Here is a 15750-nt window from a genome sequence, read left to right as displayed (position 1 = left end):
ACCGGAAATCGAATGAACGCGGAGGCGCTCCCGGAATTCACGCCCGACCAGCGCGCGGCCTCCAACACCGGCGCGGCCACCACCAGGGCCACCGTGGAACTGGCTTTGCCAGGCCACCGGTGGCGTCCCCCTCCCGCAGGAGAGGGGCTGAATGCCGCGGCTCCAAGCCTGCCTGCGCAGGTTTGGACGGCCATGAAGAGCGGTCGCCTCTGGCGAGCGCACCGAGGCGCGCAGCGCCTCAGGGGGAGCCGTCACTGCCTCCAGGGCAGCTCCCGCGCCGGCCCCTGGATCACCGGCGGCTGGGCATTGATCTGCTCGCCCGCCAGCACGCGCTCGTACATGCGCAGGTAGTTGCGCGCCATGCGCTCGGCGCCAAAGTGCTCCACCACATGCTGGTGGCAGGCGCGGGCGTCAAAGCGGTTGCCGCGCACCGCCTCGGCCAGCACGCTGGCTTCGGCCGACAGCACGCCGCAGTGCAGGGGCACCAGCTCGGGCAGCGCGCCGTAGGGCGTGGCAAACACCGGGCAGCCGAAGTACAGGCTTTCGATGACGGCCAGGCCAAAAGGCTCGTGCCAGCGCACCGGAAAGATCAGCCCGCGCGAGGCGTTGAGCAGCCCCGTCTTCTGCGTGCCGCCCACCATGCCGTGGAAATGAATCTTGCGCGACAAGGTCCAGCGGAAGCCGCGCTTGAAGTTGATGCGGTCGCCGCCCAGCACGTCCAGCTCCACGCCCGCCATCTTGGCCACCTTGATGGCGCCGCGCACGTTCTTCACGCCCCAGGCCGCCTTGCCCAGGAAGTGGTAATGCGAGCGCGGCGACTGGAAGTCCACCGGGCCGTAGCTGCTCCAGTCCAGGCCGTTGTAGACGAACTCGGTGGAGCCATAGCGCGCCGCGTGGTCGCGCGAGAGGAACACCGTGTTGCGCGGCAGCGGCTTGGGCTTGCGCGCATTGCCATGCTCCGTCACCAGGTACGGCCGGGCCAGCTCGGTGCGCGGGTTGAACTGGAAGTGGGTGATGTCCACATCGGCCGGGATCTGCCCGTCCCAGGGATCGTCCGGCCGGATGGGCAGCACCTGCCCGAAGTCGCAGGTGGAGCCCTCGGGCACCAGGTAGCTCACGCGGTGGCCCAGCTGCACCAGCGTCTTGCCCAGGTCCCAGATGACGCGCTCGGTGCCACCATAGCCGTAGACCGGGATAGGGGAGTTGTTGACCAGCAGGATGTGCATGAGGAATGCCTCTCGATTCAGTAGCCCATGGCGCCGGGCATAGCCCGCAACGACGGATACCGGCGCAGCCCAGACCAAGGCAGCCGAGCAAGGGCCGCCCCGCAGCGAGGGCTGCGTCCCCCTGCCCGCATGGCGCAGCCATGCGAGAGCGGGGGGAAGGCGCGAAGCGCCTCAGGGGGGTGTTCCATCTACCTCCCGCAGCCGATGCGCGCCCGCCGCTCGTGCAGCGCCGCCAGCAGCAGCGGGCACATGAACAGGTAGAACATGTTGCCACTGTTGTGGGCCAGGAACACCTGCGTCAGGCCGAAGCCGATGTACGACAGCGGCAGCAGCACGCCCATGAGGCACAGCGACAGCGACTCGCGGTCCATCTTGCCCGCGCCGTCGCGGATGCGCTCGGCCGTGGGCCAGAACATCACCAGCGGAATGCCGTAGAACACCAGTAGCAGCAGCACGCCGGGGAGCCCGCGCTTGGCGAACAGGTCCAGCGCCTCGTTGTGGGCGTGGCCGAATTCAAGCACCACCGGGTTGGCGAGCCCCGCCGCCACCCGGCGCGCCTTCTCGGCCTCGTACCCCGCACGGCCCCAGCCGGTGAGCGGCCGGTCCCAGCCCATCTGCCAGGCCAGGTGCCAGTGGGCCAGCCGCTGGCCCACCGAAGTGCGGCTGTCGCCGCGCTCCTGGTAGGTCTGTACCTCGAGCCGCGCTTCGTCCACCCGCTGTTCCACAAAGGGCACCTGCGACAGGGCGGCTGCCGCCACCGCCAGCACGCACAGGCTCCAGTACACCCGCCGCTGCCCGGTGGTGCGCACCAGCAGCCAGGCGCAGACGGGCACCAGCAGCACCAGCGCCAGCCAGCCGCCACGCGACTGCGAAAGCACCGAGCCCACCGCGCCCAGCACGATGGCCGCCGCCAGCAGCAGCCGTTGCCATAGCACCCAGCGGGTCCACTGGACCACCAGCAGCAACCCGCTCATCACGGCCAGCAGCATGCTCAGGTTGCCGTACTGGATGGCATTGGTGAACCCGTTGGCGCGCGGCAGGGCCAGGACGAAGGTCTGGTACAGCGCCACCAGCCCGCTGCCCACAGCGCCCACCGCAACCCCCATCCACAGCCAGGAGGCGCGGGGCTCGAAGGTCATCAGGTAGAAGATGCAGGGCAGCGCCAGCAGGTACTTGGCCGGGCGGTCCATACTGCCCCAGCCCCAGGTGGCCCCCACGTCCAGCAGCCACAGCGCGCCCATGCACGAGAACGCCGCCATGAGCCACCACGCCGCCCGCGGCGCGGGCCGCCGCCACCACACCGGCGCGCTGGCCAGCGCGGCCAGCAGCAGCAGCGCCGCGCCATACGAATAGCCCGAGGGCAGCCACAGCGCCAGGCCCGGCACCATGAAAGCACCGGCGCTGGCGCAGCGCCCGAACCAGCGGTAGGCCTTCATCCGCGGATCACCCGGCCGGTGAGGCTGTCCTGGTCGTAGTGCAGCGCCGCATAGCGGAAGAAGCCCTCCAGCGCCACAAACAGACAGTACAGGAAGCCGGCGCCGCCGCACAGGAAACCCAGGCGGAAGATGTACAGCCGCACGAACATCGAGGTGCCCGAGGCCAGCCCGCGCAGCACGCCGCCGCGCTGGCCTTTTTCGGCACGCTTGGCGGCGCCCAGCATCACGTATTGCGTGAGCTTTTCCAGGCTGCCGCGGACGGTGGTGCGCGAATAGTGCAGCAGCCGCGCCCGGATCAGCCGGCGCGCCACGGGCTCGCCACCGGGCTGCGGGTGCAGCTGGGCCTGCTCGTGCACCACGCCCGTGTACTCGCGGACCATGCTGCGCACGAACAGCCGCTCGATCTGCGACTGCGAGCGGAAATACGTGAGCTCGTGCCCGAATGCCACCATGCGCCAGCGGATCTTCCAGACTGCCCGCTCTCCCGAGCGCACGATGGCCTGCAGCTCCTGCGCAAACGCCGGTGTCATCACTTCGTCAGCGTCCAGGAAGAAGATGTAGTCGCCGCGCGCATGGGCCAGCAGCCGGTTGCGCTGCACGGCAAAGCCCTGCCAGTCCGGGTGGCTGTGCACCTCGGCCCCCAGGGCGCGGGCCAGGGCCACGGTGTCGTCCGTGCTGCCGCTGTCCACCACCAGCAACTGGTCAGCAAAGGCGGCGCTCTTCAGGCAGGCTTCAATGCGGTGCGCCTCGTTATGGGTCAGCACCGCAACGGTCAACGTGGGCGGCGCCACTGCGCCGCCAGTCACAACCGGCATCAACCAATCAATCCGTCAGTCGGTCAATGACCGGCGTGGACGTGTTCGCCGGCCTTGAGCCGATAGACGGTGCCGCAATAAGGGCACTTGGCCTCGCCGGTGCGGGCCACGTCCAGGTACACCTTGGGGTGGCTGTTCCACAGCTTCATGTCGGCCTTGGGGCTGGGGCAGAAGACGCCGCCCTGGGCGTTCAGGTCCTTGGCCAGCAGTTCAACGGTAGCTTGTGACATCGGTATCTTTCTCCTTGGCGCATCCCGCGCAGGCAATGTTGGAAACTGGCAGCGCCCCACGGCCAGAAGGCGCCGTGGAACGGGCTTCGCCCGGCCACCGCCGTCGTCCCCCTTCCCGGCGCAGCCGAGCAAAGGGGGAAGCCGCGCAGCGGCTCAGGGGGTGGGTCACACCTTGGTCAGCCAGTGGGCGTACTTCGGATTGCGGCCGTTCACGATGTCGAAGAAGGCGTTCTGGATCTTCTCGGTGATGGGGCCGCGGCTGCCTGCGCCGATCTCGATGCGGTCCAGCTCGCGGATGGGCGTCACTTCGGCGGCCGTGCCGGTGAAAAAGGCCTCGTCGGCGATGTACACCTCGTCGCGCGTGATGCGCTTTTGCACGATCTCCAGGCCCAGGTCCTTGGCGATGTGGAACACCGTGTTGCGGGTGATGCCGTTGAGCGCGCCGGCCGACAGGTCGGGCGTGTAGATCACGCCGTTCTTGACGACGAAGATGTTTTCGCCCGCGCCCTCGGACACGAAGCCCGAGCTGTCCAGCAGCAGGGCTTCATCGTAGCCCTCGTCCGTGGCTTCCATGTTGGCCAGGATGGAGTTGGTGTAGTTGCTCACCGCCTTGGCCTGCGTCATGGTGATGTTGACGTGGTGGCGCGTGTAGCTGCTGGTCTTCACGCGGATGCCGCGCTTCATGCCCTCTTCGCCCAGGTAGGCGCCCCAGGCCCAGGCGGCCACCATCAGGTGGATCTGGTTGCCCTTGGGGGACACGCCCAGCTTTTGCGAGCCGATCCAGGTCAGGGGCCGCAGGTAGCACGACTCCAGCTTGTTCTCGCGCACCACGGCCTTCTGCGCCTCGTTCACTTCTTCCTTGGTGAACGGGATCTTCATGCGCAGGATCTTGGCGCTGTTGAAGAGGCGGTCGGTGTGCTCTTCCAGGCGGAAGATGGCCGTGCCCTGGGCCGTGTTGTAGGCGCGCACGCCTTCGAAGGCGCCGCAGCCGTAGTGCAGGGTGTGGGTCAGCACGTGGATCTTGGCGTCGCGCCAATCGACCATCTGGCCGTCCATCCAGATCTTGCCGTCACGGTCGGCCATCGAGGGTACTACGGGGCTCATGGGAATCCTTTGGTTGCTGTGATCGCAAAACCGGGATTTTACGGGGCCGCAGCGGGCTGCCGGGCGGCGGCGTCAGGTGCAGTGCAGCAAACGCGCAGGTCCGGCGCGGGGCCTCACGCGCCCTGGGGCGGGGTGGCTTCGTCGGGCTCGGGCCGCACCAGCGCCCACTTCACCAGCTTGCCCTGGTGAAATTCACAGGTGACATGGGATTGCGTGCCGTCCGTCCAGCGGTAGACCTCCGGCTGCGCGTCCTGGGCCGAAAGCTGCTCGCCCAGCGACTGGGTCATCGCCACCACGTGCATCAGGTTCACGCCCGGGCTCAGCCGCGCATTCAGCATGACGGCGCTGCCCACGTAGCCGATGGGCCGCTTGGCGGCCTTGTCCATCACCTTCATGAGCCGGGTGAAGTGCAGCAGGGCCCACATCACCAGGCCGCCAGCCACCGCCGCCACGCCGGCCCAGCCGTAAGCGAAAAAACCGAAGACGATCAAGCCGATGGCGCCCAGCGGCACGAGGAGGTTGCGCAAATTCATGCCGGTATTGTCTTAGAACCTGTTCAAGATCTTTTCGGGGATCGCATTGGAGTGCCATCGGGATGGAGGGGATGCTCCGGGAGCGCCGCATGGGCTCATGCCCATGCAAGCAACCGCCCCGCAGAAACTGTTTCGTTGTGTAAGTACTACATTAATGAAAAAACATTGGGACACATTCTCGCTGGGGCGCGGGAAGGGTTTACGGCAGGCGCCGAAGCATCCAAGAATGCTGCCTCGACCTTCTGGAGAATCGTGAATGAAACTGGACAACGTGCGGCTGGCGCCCAAGCTGTGGGGTTCTATCGTGGGGCTGCTGGGAGCCATGCTGCTGGTGTCGGTGTGGGCCCAGCACCAGGCCGCGCAGGTGATGGACAGCACCCTGGCATCGATGGATTCGTTCGACCAGCGCATCACCCTGGCCCTGCAGTGGAAGGGGGCCATCGAGACCACGGGCGAGCGCGTGCTGGCCAGCAACTCGACCCCCGACGCGGAACTGACCGCCTTGTTTGACGGCCGCGTCAAGCAGGGCATCACCGGCATCTCGGCGCTCCAGGCCAAGGTGATCGAGCTGGCCACGACGCCGGCCGACAAGAAGGCCCTGGAACGCGTGGCCAGCGAGCGCACGCAGGTGCTGGCCCTCAACAAGCAGGCGCGCGAGGCCAAGCAGACGAGCGACGGCCCAGCGTTCAAGGCGTTCATCGAAACGAAGTACCTGCCAGCCATCGGCAGCTATGTGGACAGCCTGGAAGCCTTCGTGCAGCTGCAGCAGAGCCAGCGCGACGCCGCCCGCGTGGAGGCGCAGGCCGCGCGCACCCGGGCGACGGCGCTGGCCTGGGCGGTCCAGGGCATCGTGTTCGCGCTGGGCCTGGTCCTGTCCTTCGTGCTGGTGCGCTCCATCACGCGGCCGCTGCACCGCGCGGTGCAGCTGTCGGACGCCATCGCCGGTGGCGACCTCACGGTGTCGGTGCGCGAGGAGCGCCAGGACGAGTTCGGCCACCTGCTGCGCTCCGTATCGCAGATGGCGGGGCGCCTGCGCGCCCTGGTGGCCGAGGTGCGCAGCGGCGTGGAGTCCATGTCCACGGCCTCGGTGGAGATTGCCACGGGCAACCACGACCTGTCGGCCCGTACCGAGCAGACCGCCGCCAACCTGCAGCAGACCGCCGCCAGCATGGAAGAGCTGACAGCCACGGTCACCCAGTCCGCCGACACGGCGCGCCAGGCCAACCAGCTGGCCACCACGGCCGCGCAGGCCGCCACCCACGGCGGCGACGTGGTGTCGCAAGTGGTGCAGAGCATGCAGCACATCACCGACAGCTCGCGCAAGATCGCCGACATCATCGGCGTGATCGACGGCATTGCCTTCCAGACCAACATCCTGGCGCTGAACGCCGCCGTGGAAGCCGCCCGCGCCGGCGAGCAGGGCCGCGGCTTTGCCGTGGTGGCCGGCGAGGTACGCAGCCTGGCCGGACGCAGCGCCGAGGCGGCCAAGGAAATCAAGCACCTGATCAATGCCTCCGTGGAGACGGTAGAAACCGGCTCGGGCCAGGTGGCGCAAGCCGGCCGCTCCATGGAAGAGATCGTCGCCAGCGTGCGCCGCGTGTCGGACCTGATCGGCGAAATCACCGCCTCCTCCACCGAGCAGCGCGAGGGCATCGGCCAGGTGAACCAGGCCATGGGCAACCTGGACCAGATGACCCAGCAGAACGCCGCGCTGGTGGAAGAATCGGCCGCCGCCGCCGCCTCGCTGCGCGACCAGGCCCAGCGCCTGGCGGAGGTGGTGTCGGTATTCAACGTGGGGCACACGCCGGCCAGCCCCGCAGCAGCCGTCGCGCCCCGTCCGGCACCGGCCGCGCCCGCGCGGGCGCCCGCCGCACCACCGGCCCGGGTGGGGAGTGCAGCCCCGGCGGCCGCCGCCGCACGCAAGCTGCAGGCCCCGGCCGCCACCGCACCGGCCCCCACACCGAAGGCCGCCAAAGGCTCCGACGACGACTGGGAATCTTTCTGACGCCCTGCGCGGGACTGGGGCGGTCCTCAGAACGTGTCGACGTTCTCAGCCCATCTCCCGCACCACGGCCATCGCCTCTTCCACCCGCTCCACGGCGTGGAGGGTGAGGCCTTCAATGGGCTTCTTGGGCGCGTTGGCCTTGGGCACCACGGCCACGGTGAAGCCCAGCTTGGCGGCCTCCTTCAGCCGCTCCTGGCCGCGGGGCGCGGGGCGCACCTCGCCGGCCAGGCCCACTTCGCCAAACGCGATGAAGCCCCGGGGCAAGGGCTTGCCGCGCAGGCTGGAGGTGATGGCCAGCATCACGGCCAGGTCGGCCGCGGGCTCGCTGATGCGCACGCCGCCGACCGCATTCACGAACACGTCCTGGTCCATGCAGGCCACGCCCGCATGGCGGTGCAGCACCGCCAGCAGCATGGCCAGGCGGTCGCGGTCCAGGCCCACCGACAGGCGCCGGGGGCTGGGGCCGGCACTGTCCACCAGCGCCTGGATCTCCACCAGCATGGGCCGCGTGCCTTCCAGCGTCACCATCACGCAGCTGCCGGGCACGGGCTCGCTGTGCTGGCTCAGAAAGATGGCGCTCGGGTTGCTCACGCCCTTGAGGCCCTTCTCGGTCATGGCGAACACGCCGATCTCGTTGACGGCGCCAAAGCGGTTCTTGATAGCGCGCACCAGGCGGAACTGGCTGTGCGTGTCGCCCTCGAAATACAGCACCGTGTCCACCATGTGCTCCAGCACGCGCGGGCCGGCCAGCGCGCCCTCCTTGGTCACGTGGCCCACCAGCACCATGGACACGCCCGTGGCCTTGGCCGCGCGCGTGAGGTGGGCCGCGCACTCGCGCACCTGCGCCACCGAGCCGGGGGCGGAGGTGAGCTGGTCGGAATACACGGTCTGGATGGAGTCGATCACCGCCACCGCGGGCTGCGTGGCCTCCACGGTGGCCAGGATCTTCTCCAGCTGGATCTCGGCCAGCACGCTGACCTGGCTGTGGTCCAGCCCCAGCCGGCGCGATCGCAGCGCCACCTGGGCGCCGCTTTCCTCGCCCGTGACGTACAGCGTGGGCAGCCCGGCGCGCTGCAGCGCATCCAGCGCCTGCAGCAGCAGCGTGGACTTGCCGATGCCGGGGTCGCCGCCGATGAGCACCACGCCGCCTTCGACGATGCCGCCGCCCAGCACGCGGTCCAGCTCGCCAATGCCGCTGGGCGTGCGCGCCACGTCGCTGGCCTCGATGGCGGACAGCGGCATCACGGGCTGCGCCTGCGCCAGGCCCGCAAACTGCGGGGTGCTCATGCGGTTCTTGCCCGCGCTTTCGGCCACGGTCTCCACCAGGGTGTTCCAGGCGCCGCAGGACGGGCATTTGCCCAGCCAGCGGGGGCTGGTGCCTCCGCATTCGGTGCAGGTGAACGTGGTTTTCTCTTTGGCCATGGCGGGTCTCGGTCCAGCAGTGCGCGGTCAGGGCAGCCGACTATAGCGGCCGCGCCAGCGGCCGCCGGCAACTGCACGTACGATGGCGGGCCTGGCACGACATCCCGGAGACGTTTTCCCTTGCAAACCCCTACCAACCGCTTCAAGCAGGCCCTGGCCCAGGGCCCGGCGCAGATCGGCCTGTGGCTGGGCCTGGCCGACGCCTACAGCGCCGAGATCCTGGCCGGCACGGGCTACGACTGGCTGCTGGTCGATGGCGAACATGCGCCCAACGACCTGCGCTCGATGCTGCACCAGCTGCAGGCCATTGCCAGCGCGGCCAGCGCCCTGCCGCCGCACGCCCGCGCGCCCCAGCCCATCGTGCGGGTCCCTGTGGGCGACACGGCGCTGATCAAGCAGGTGCTGGACCTGGGCGTGCAGACCCTGCTGGTGCCCATGGTGGACACCCCCGCCCAGGCGCAGCAGCTGGTGCGCGCCACACGCTACCCGCCCGAGGGCGTGCGCGGCATGGGCAGCGCCCTGGCCCGCTCGTCGCGCTGGCAGGCCTACTCCGAATACGTGCACGAGGCCAACGCCCAGATCTGCCTGCTGGTGCAGGCCGAGACCGTGGAAGCCCTGGCCCATCTGGACGCGATTGCGGCCACGCCCGGCGTGGACGGCGTGTTCATCGGGCCGGCCGACCTCTCGGCCTCGATGGGGCACCCGGGCAACCCGGGGCACCCCGACGTGCAGGCGGCCATTCATGACGGCATTGCACGCATCCTGCGCGCGGGCAAGGCGCCGGGCATCCTGGCCACCACCGAATCGCAGGCGCGCCAGTGGCTGGCGGCGGGCGCGCTGTTCGTGGCCGTGGGCGTGGACACCCAGCTGCTGGCCGGCGCTGCGCAGGACCTGCTGGCGCGCTACCGCACCGCGGCGGACGCCGCCGCTCCCGCGCGCCCCGCCGGGTACTGAGCCCCGGCCTCCGAGGCCCCCGCCCCCCCCAACACACACGCAAGTCCACCAAGGAACGATCTCCATGAAAGCATGTATCTACGGCGCAGGCGCCATCGGCGGCTGGATGGGCATGGCCCTGGCGCAGGCCGGCTGCGCGCTGAGCCTGGTGGCGCGCGGCGCCACGCTGGCGGCCCTGCAGGCCGACGGCCTGCGCCTGCGGCGCCCGGATGGCTCGGTGGCCCAGGTGGCGGTGGCCGCCGCAGCCGACCCCGCCGCGCTGGGCGTGCAAGACCTGGTGGTGCTGGCCGTCAAGGCGCCGGGGCTGCCCGAGGTGGCCCGCGCCCTGGCGCCGCTGGTCGGCCCGCACACCACCGTGCTCACGGCCATGAACGGCGTGCCGTGGTGGTTCCTGGACGGCTTTGGCGGCGCGGCCGAGGGGCATGCGCTGGAATCCGTGGACGCGGGCGGCGTCATCGCCCGCGCCATCCCCGCCGGCCAGGTGGTGGGCAGCGTGGTGCACACCAGCTGCTCGCTGGAGGCGCCGGGCTTTGTGCGGCAGCACTTCGGCAACCGGCTCATCGTGGGCGAGCCGGACGGCAGCCACAGCGCCCGCCTGCAGTCGCTGGCGGACACGCTGCAGCGCGGCGGCATCGACGTGGAGGTGAGCGACTGCATCCAGAAGGACATCTGGTTCAAGCTGTGGGGCAACCTCACCATGAACCCCATCAGCGCCCTCACCGGCGCCACCACCGACCGCATCCTGGACGACGACCTGGTGCGCGGCTTCGTGAGCGCGGTGATGCTTGAAGCCAAGGCCATCGGCGAAAAACTGGGCCTGCCCATCGACCAGCAGCCCGAAGACCGCCACGCCGTCACCCGCAAGCTGGGCGCGTTCAAGACCTCGATGCTGCAGGACGTGGAGGCGAACAAGCCGATGGAGATCGACGCCCTCGTGGGCGCCGTGCGCGAGCTGGGCCAGATCACCGGCACGCCTACGCCCCACACCGACGCGCTGCTGGGCCTCACGCGGCTGATGGCGCGCACCCGGGGCCTGTACTGAAAATTTCAAGCAAAATGGCCTGCAGCGCTTATCCAGAAAGCGCTAACAGCTATTAATTACATAGCAAACTCTCATGACCACGCCCACGCCCGCCCTCACGCTCTACTACACCCCCGGCACCTGCGCGCAGGCCGTGCGCATCGCGCTGGAAGAAGCCGGCGCCTCCTACGAACTGGTCCGCGTGGACTTCGCCGCCGGCCAGCAGCGCACGCCCGAGTACCTGGCGGTGAACCCCAAGGGCCGCGTGCCCGCGCTGGCCACGCCGCACGGCACCCTGACCGAAACGCCCGCGCTGCTGGCCTACGTGGCGCAGAGCTTTCCCGAAGCGCGCCTAGCGCCCGCCGACGCCCACGGCTTTGCGCGCCTGCAGGAATTCCACAGCTACCTCGCGTCCACCGCGCACATCGCCCATGCCCACCGCCCCCGTGCCAGCCGCTGGGCCGACGAGCCCGAGGCCCAGGCGGCGATGCAGCGCAAGGTGCCGCAGAACATGACGGAGTGCTTCCACCTCATCGAAACCCACTACCTGCCGCCAGCGGACCAGGGCCCCTGGGTGATGGGCGCGCAGTACACGGTGGCCGACGGCTACCTGTTCACCATCGGCACCTGGCTGAAAAGCGACGGCGTGGACATTGCCCAGTTCCCGAAAGTGTTCGCGCACACGCAGCGCATGCTGCAGCGCCCTGCCGTGCAGCGCGCACTGGCCTGAAGCCCGCCAGCGCTACCCGCAAATCAAAAGCCCCGCAGCGGCTGTGCGGGGCTTTTCTTCTTGGGTCGGTGGGCAGCCCTTGCCGACTCACCACCCGTTCACGCTGAGCTTGTCGAAGCGCCGCGCGGGGCTTCGACAAGCTCAGCCCGAACGGATGGAGTGGATGAAACACCCGGGCCAGACGGTCGCTGAAGCGCCGCCCGCCACAGTCAATTCACCTTCAAATAGCGCCAGTCGATGCGGTTGTCCGCCCGGTGGATGATCTCCACCTTCTTCGTCCCCGCCCACGGAATCACCTGGTTGTACAGCGGGATGTGCGACACCAGCTCATGCTCCTTGATCAGCGCCTGCTCGATCAAGGCATTGCGCGTGGGGGCATCCGTTTCCTTCTTCACGCGCTCGATCAGCGCGTCCATCTGCGGGTCGGAGAAGCGGCCCAGGTTGAAGTTGCCATCGCCCCCCGCACCGGGCGAGCGCACCAGCGACTGCAGGCTGTAGAACGCATCGAACGTCGGCACGCCCCAGCCCAGCAGGTAGATGCTGGCCTCGTTGCGCTGGATCATCGGGAAGTAGGTGGCAAACGGCAGCGAGCGCAGCTTGGCCTTCACGCCCACCTTGGCCCAGTGCGAGGTGATGGCCTGGCACAGCTGCTCGTCGTTGATGTAGCGGCCCGCGCTGCAGGCAAAGTCCACCTCGAACCCGTTGGGGTAGCCCGCATCGGCCAGCAGCTTCTGCGCGGCCTTGGGGTCGTAGGGCCAGCGCACATCGGCCTTCTTGGTCCAGCCGTTGACCTGGTTGGCGATCAGCGTGCCCGTGGGCTGGGCCAGGCCACGCAGCACCACGCGCTGGATGGACTGGATGTCGATGGCCTGGTACAGCGCCTTGCGCACGCGCAGGTCCTTCAGCGGGTTCTTGCCCTTCACGTCCGAGCCGGGCAGCTCGTCGCGGAACTGGTCCAGGCCGAGGAAGATGGTGCGGTACTCGGGCCCTTCCAGCACCTGCAGGCTGGGCGTCTGCTTGATGCGCGCCAGGTCCTGCAGGCTGGGGTCGATCACGAAATCGATCTCGCCCGACAGCAGCGCCGCCGTGCGCGTGGCATCGGCCTTGATGGGGGTGTAAACGATCTCGGTCAGGTTGGTGGGGTACTTGCCCTTGCCCCACCAGTGCGGGTTGGGCACCAGCACCACGCGCTGGTCGGGGGACCACTGCTTGAGCTGGAACGGGCCCGTGCCCAGCGCGTTGCGGTGGGCGTACGTCTCGTCCTTGTTCTTGATGTCCTTGGGCTCCACCGACTTGTTCTTTTCGGCCCAAGCCTTGCTCATGATGCGCAGCTCGGTGAGCTGGTTCACCAGCACGGGGTTGGGCAGGTCGGAGTGGATGTCGAGGGTGTAGGCGTCCACCTTCTCCACACGGTCGATGCCCTGGGTGTAGACGGCAAAGTTGGAGGTCTTGGCCTTGGCGCGCTCCAGCGAGAACTTGGCGTCGTCGGCCGTGAACTCGCTGCCGTCGCTGAACTTCACGCCGCGGCGCAAGGTCAGGCGCAGCTGCGTGGGCTTGATGAACTTCCACTCGGTGGCCAGCGATGGTTCGGGCTTGAAGGTCTTGCTGTTGTACTCGACCAGCGTGTCGTACACCGCGCCGTGCATGGTGTTGTTCACGCCCACGTTCTGGGTGTGGATGTCCCACGTGGAAATGTCCACCGAGCGGGACCAGCGGAAGGTGGCGGACTGGGCGGCCAGGGGCAGTGCAGCCGCCACGGCGGCCGCGAGCAGGAGGGGTTGGATACGCATGGGAGCAACGGGCGGCCGGCAGGCCAAGTTCTGAATGGCGCCACTATCGCCCAAACCGCCGCCCGGCGGAACGAATTTTTTGTTGTTAACTTAGAGCCATCGCGCCCGCCAGCACCAGCATGGTGGCGGCCGTCACCGCGTCCAGCACGCGCCAGGCCCGCGGCGCGGCAAACAGCGGCGCCAGCCAGCGCGCCCCCAGCCCCAGCCCCAGGAACCACAGCGCGCTCGCCACGGAGCCGCCCGCGGCGAACAGCGCACGCCCCCACGGCGGGTACGGGGTGGCCATGGTGCCCAGGAGCACCACGGTGTCCAGGTAGACGTGCGGGTTGAGCCAGGTGAGCGCCCCCACGGTGGCCAGCGTGGCGCGCAGGCTGGCGCCGGGGCCGCCCGCAGCCACCACCAGCTGGCCGGGGCGCAAGGCGCGCGCGGCGGTCTGCGCGGCATAGGCCAGCAGAAACAGCGCCCCCGCCCAGCGCATGGCCTGCGCCCATTCAGGCCGGGCCAGCAGCACGCCGCCCATGCCCCACACGCCCACCTGCAGCAGCACCGCGTCCGACAGCGCGCACACCAGCACCACGGGCAGCACATGCTCGCGCCGCAGGCCCTGGCGCAGCACGAAGGCGTTTTGCGCGCCGATGGCCATGATGAGCATGGCGGTGGAGGTGAAGCCGTGAACGAAGGCAGTGGAGACCATGGGCGCCGATTCTCGCCAGGGGCCATCGTTGACGCCAGCTATACTTTTTAACGATCCGTCAGAATCGCTAACCCTCCATGCAACTCGACTCCGCCCAGCTCAAGGCCTTTGCCACGGTGATCGACGAGGGCAGCTTCGAGCGCGCGGCGGCCGTGCTGCATGTCACGCGATCGGCGGTCTCCCAGCGCATCAAGCTGCTGGAGGAGCGCGTGGGCCAGGTGCTGGTGCGCCGCGCCACGCCCTGCACGCCCACCGAGGCCGGCCAGGCGCTGTACCGCCATGCGCGCGAGGTGGCGCTGAGCGAGGCCGACGCGCTGGCCGCCATCGGCGGCGGGCAGCGCAGCGCCACGCGGCTGGCGATCGGGGTGAATGCCGATTCGCTGGCCACCTGGTTCCCCCACGCCATGGCGCAGGCGGCCGAGGGGCAGGCCATCACCTTCGACATCCATGTGGAAGACCAGGACCACTCGGCCAACCTGCTGCGCGAGGGCCGCGTGATGGCTGCCGTGACGGCCGACCCCCAGCCCGTGCAGGGCTGCCAGGTGCTGCCGCTGGGCACCTTGCGCTACCGCGCGCTCGCCAGTCCTGCGTTCATGGAGCGCCACTTTGCCCAAGGGGTGAACGCGACCACGCTGGCGCAGGCGCCCATGCTGGTGTTCAACCGCAAGGATGCGCTGCAGGCACGTTTTGTGGGCCGCATCACGCGCCGCAAGCTGGCGCCACCCGTGCACTGGCTGCCCGAGGCGCACGCCTTCGTCAAAGCCACGCGCGCCAGCCTGGGCTGGGGCATGACGCCCGACCCGCTGGTGGAGGACGACCTGACAACCGGTGCCCTGGTCGAGCTGATTGCAAACAAGCCGGTGGATGTGCCGCTGTACTGGCAGTGCTGGCGCTTGAATGTGCAGGCGCTGCAGCACGTCACCCAGGCGGTACAGCGGGCGGCGGCGCTTACCCTGCTGCGCTGACCAGGTCCTCGTGGTGGGCCGCCGCCCCGCGCTTCCAGTAGGCGGAGATGCGCATGCGTTTCGGGTCCACGCCCGGCTTGGCCAGCACGGCGCGGCGCACGGCGGCCATGTCGCTGTGTTCGCCAGCGGCCCAGACAAAGCCCGCGCCGGGCGGCAGCGCCAGGGCTTCGACGGCGGCAGGCAGCGCGCTCATCCATTGCAGATCCACCTGCGCCGCACTCGCCAACACCCGCTGGTCGGCCGGGTTGCTCAGCCGGATGCGCACGGTGGCCACCGCGCTGGCGGGCAGTTCGGCCAGGCGGCGGGCGATGGCGGGCAGCGCGGTTTCGTCGCCCAGCAGCCAGTGCCAGTCAAAGCCCGTGGGCACCACCATGCTGCCGCGCGGCCCGGCAATGCCCACCCACTGGCCCACGGATGCGCTGGCGGCCCAGTCGGTGGCGGGGCCGGCGTCGTGCAGGGCCACCTCGATGTCCAGCTCGCCTGCGGCGGCATCAAAGCGCGCGGGGGTGTAGTCGCGCAGCGTGGGGCGCGGGCCGTCGAACACGGGGCGGCCGTCCTGCAGCGTGGGCAAGGTGGGGCGGTCCTGCCCGGGCGATGGAAGGATGAGCTTGAGGTGGTCGTCAAACCCGGCGCTCACAAACCCCGCGAGCTCGGGGCCGGCCAAGGTCAGCCGCACAAAGCCGGGGCTGACCTGGGTGCGGCGCACCACCTGAAGGTGGCGGGCCTGCAAGGGGTGGCGAATGCGCTCAATGGCGAGGGAGGGGGCCGTGGCGGCCAGGGGCAGAGGTGCGTTCATGGCGTACAATGTTGATTTAATCAACCAAA

General features: G+C 69.3%; 15 protein-coding genes. 5 read left to right on the top strand and 10 right to left on the bottom strand.

What is annotated here, in order from left to right; translation table 11 throughout:
• Positions 1 to 251 precede the first annotated feature (251 nt).
• From ACOYR3_RS02140 to ACOYR3_RS02115, 6 genes are all read right to left on the bottom strand, one after another.
• Positions 252 to 1226: a glycosyltransferase gene (locus tag ACOYR3_RS02140; protein WP_422844879.1), complete on the bottom strand. Its 975-nt coding sequence runs from the start codon at positions 1224 to 1226 to the stop codon at positions 252 to 254.
• A gap of 188 nt (positions 1227 to 1414) precedes the next feature.
• Positions 1415 to 2662: an O-antigen ligase family protein gene (locus ACOYR3_RS02135; RefSeq protein ID WP_422844878.1), complete on the bottom strand. Its 1248-nt coding sequence runs from the start codon at positions 2660 to 2662 to the stop codon at positions 1415 to 1417.
• Positions 2659 to 3477, bottom strand: coding sequence for a glycosyltransferase family 2 protein (locus ACOYR3_RS02130; protein ID WP_422844877.1), 819 nt, complete (start codon positions 3475 to 3477; stop codon positions 2659 to 2661). The genes ACOYR3_RS02135 and ACOYR3_RS02130 overlap by 4 nt, the downstream gene beginning before the upstream one ends.
• 23 nt (positions 3478 to 3500) lie before the next feature.
• Positions 3501 to 3707, bottom strand: a complete 207-nt coding sequence (locus ACOYR3_RS02125; protein WP_056057299.1) for a zinc-finger domain-containing protein — start codon at positions 3705 to 3707, stop codon at positions 3501 to 3503.
• A gap of 165 nt (positions 3708 to 3872) precedes the next feature.
• Positions 3873 to 4811 carry a branched-chain amino acid transaminase gene (locus ACOYR3_RS02120; protein WP_422844876.1) on the bottom strand — a complete coding sequence of 313 codons (939 nt, stop codon included), beginning with the start codon at positions 4809 to 4811 and terminating at the stop codon, positions 3873 to 3875.
• A 113-nt stretch (positions 4812 to 4924) separates the two neighbouring features.
• On the bottom strand, positions 4925 to 5344 hold the full coding sequence (locus ACOYR3_RS02115; RefSeq protein ID WP_422844875.1) for a glycerate kinase: 420 nt from the start codon (positions 5342 to 5344) through the stop codon (positions 4925 to 4927).
• Between the two features lie 256 nt (positions 5345 to 5600).
• Between ACOYR3_RS02115 and ACOYR3_RS02110 the strand changes: the two genes are divergently transcribed.
• Complete coding sequence (locus ACOYR3_RS02110) at positions 5601 to 7349, top strand: methyl-accepting chemotaxis protein (protein WP_422844874.1); 1749 nt, start codon at positions 5601 to 5603, stop codon at positions 7347 to 7349.
• Positions 7350 to 7394: 45 nt separating this feature from the next.
• Here the strand turns inward: ACOYR3_RS02110 and radA are convergent, their stop codons facing one another.
• Entirely contained in the window at positions 7395 to 8771 is a 1377-nt protein-coding gene (radA, locus tag ACOYR3_RS02105; RefSeq protein ID WP_422844873.1) for a DNA repair protein RadA, read from the bottom strand.
• A 120-nt stretch (positions 8772 to 8891) separates the two neighbouring features.
• On the opposite strand from radA, the gene hpaI reads away from it, so the two are divergent.
• From hpaI to ACOYR3_RS02090, 3 genes are all read left to right on the top strand, one after another.
• The gene (gene hpaI / locus ACOYR3_RS02100; RefSeq protein ID WP_422844872.1) at positions 8892 to 9725 is read left to right on the top strand and encodes a 4-hydroxy-2-oxoheptanedioate aldolase; all 834 of its coding nucleotides are present in this window, start codon (positions 8892 to 8894) and stop codon (positions 9723 to 9725) included.
• A 64-nt stretch (positions 9726 to 9789) separates the two neighbouring features.
• Positions 9790 to 10767: a 2-dehydropantoate 2-reductase gene (locus ACOYR3_RS02095; protein WP_422844871.1), complete on the top strand. Its 978-nt coding sequence runs from the start codon at positions 9790 to 9792 to the stop codon at positions 10765 to 10767.
• A gap of 73 nt (positions 10768 to 10840) precedes the next feature.
• Positions 10841 to 11476: a glutathione S-transferase family protein gene (locus ACOYR3_RS02090; protein WP_422844870.1), complete on the top strand. Its 636-nt coding sequence runs from the start codon at positions 10841 to 10843 to the stop codon at positions 11474 to 11476.
• 209 nt (positions 11477 to 11685) lie between these two features.
• Here ACOYR3_RS02090 and ACOYR3_RS02085 read toward each other — a convergent pair whose 3' ends face one another.
• Positions 11686 to 13266, bottom strand: a complete 1581-nt coding sequence (locus ACOYR3_RS02085) for an ABC transporter substrate-binding protein (protein ID WP_422844869.1) — start codon at positions 13264 to 13266, stop codon at positions 11686 to 11688.
• Between the two features lie 85 nt (positions 13267 to 13351).
• Positions 13352 to 13960, bottom strand: a complete 609-nt coding sequence (locus tag ACOYR3_RS02080) for a LysE/ArgO family amino acid transporter (protein ID WP_422844868.1) — start codon at positions 13958 to 13960, stop codon at positions 13352 to 13354.
• Between the two features lie 77 nt (positions 13961 to 14037).
• Between ACOYR3_RS02080 and ACOYR3_RS02075 the strand changes: the two genes are divergently transcribed.
• The gene (locus ACOYR3_RS02075) at positions 14038 to 14925 is read left to right on the top strand and encodes a LysR family transcriptional regulator ArgP (RefSeq protein WP_422844867.1); all 888 of its coding nucleotides are present in this window, start codon (positions 14038 to 14040) and stop codon (positions 14923 to 14925) included.
• Here ACOYR3_RS02075 and ACOYR3_RS02070 read toward each other — a convergent pair.
• Entirely contained in the window at positions 14909 to 15721 is an 813-nt protein-coding gene (locus ACOYR3_RS02070; protein ID WP_422844866.1) for a siderophore-interacting protein, read from the bottom strand. The two genes, ACOYR3_RS02075 and ACOYR3_RS02070, sit on opposite strands and share 17 nt — an antisense overlap.
• Between the last annotated feature and the right edge of the window lie 29 nt (positions 15722 to 15750).

This window comes from Acidovorax sp. M2(2025), from assembly GCF_049330835.1.
Taxonomy (GTDB): Bacteria; Pseudomonadota; Gammaproteobacteria; order Burkholderiales; family Burkholderiaceae_C; genus Acidovorax.
This window is presented reverse-complemented; position numbering and strand designations above follow the sequence as displayed.

Coding starts and splice junctions, on each gene's coding strand:
- ACOYR3_RS02140 (WP_422844879.1), bottom strand. CDS start 1,226: ATGCACATCCTGCTGGTCAACAACTCCCCTATCCCGGTCTACGGCTAT.
- ACOYR3_RS02135 (WP_422844878.1), bottom strand. CDS start 2,662: ATGAAGGCCTACCGCTGGTTCGGGCGCTGCGCCAGCGCCGGTGCTTTC.
- ACOYR3_RS02130 (WP_422844877.1), bottom strand. CDS start 3,477: ATGCCGGTTGTGACTGGCGGCGCAGTGGCGCCGCCCACGTTGACCGTT.
- ACOYR3_RS02125 (WP_056057299.1), bottom strand. CDS start 3,707: ATGTCACAAGCTACCGTTGAACTGCTGGCCAAGGACCTGAACGCCCAG.
- ACOYR3_RS02120 (WP_422844876.1), bottom strand. CDS start 4,811: ATGAGCCCCGTAGTACCCTCGATGGCCGACCGTGACGGCAAGATCTGG.
- ACOYR3_RS02115 (WP_422844875.1), bottom strand. CDS start 5,344: ATGAATTTGCGCAACCTCCTCGTGCCGCTGGGCGCCATCGGCTTGATC.
- ACOYR3_RS02110 (WP_422844874.1), top strand. CDS start 5,601: ATGAAACTGGACAACGTGCGGCTGGCGCCCAAGCTGTGGGGTTCTATC.
- radA (WP_422844873.1), bottom strand. CDS start 8,771: ATGGCCAAAGAGAAAACCACGTTCACCTGCACCGAATGCGGAGGCACC.
- ACOYR3_RS02095 (WP_422844871.1), top strand. CDS start 9,790: ATGAAAGCATGTATCTACGGCGCAGGCGCCATCGGCGGCTGGATGGGC.
- ACOYR3_RS02090 (WP_422844870.1), top strand. CDS start 10,841: ATGACCACGCCCACGCCCGCCCTCACGCTCTACTACACCCCCGGCACC.
- ACOYR3_RS02085 (WP_422844869.1), bottom strand. CDS start 13,266: ATGCGTATCCAACCCCTCCTGCTCGCGGCCGCCGTGGCGGCTGCACTG.
- ACOYR3_RS02080 (WP_422844868.1), bottom strand. CDS start 13,960: ATGGTCTCCACTGCCTTCGTTCACGGCTTCACCTCCACCGCCATGCTC.
- ACOYR3_RS02075 (WP_422844867.1), top strand. CDS start 14,038: ATGCAACTCGACTCCGCCCAGCTCAAGGCCTTTGCCACGGTGATCGAC.
- ACOYR3_RS02070 (WP_422844866.1), bottom strand. CDS start 15,721: ATGAACGCACCTCTGCCCCTGGCCGCCACGGCCCCCTCCCTCGCCATT.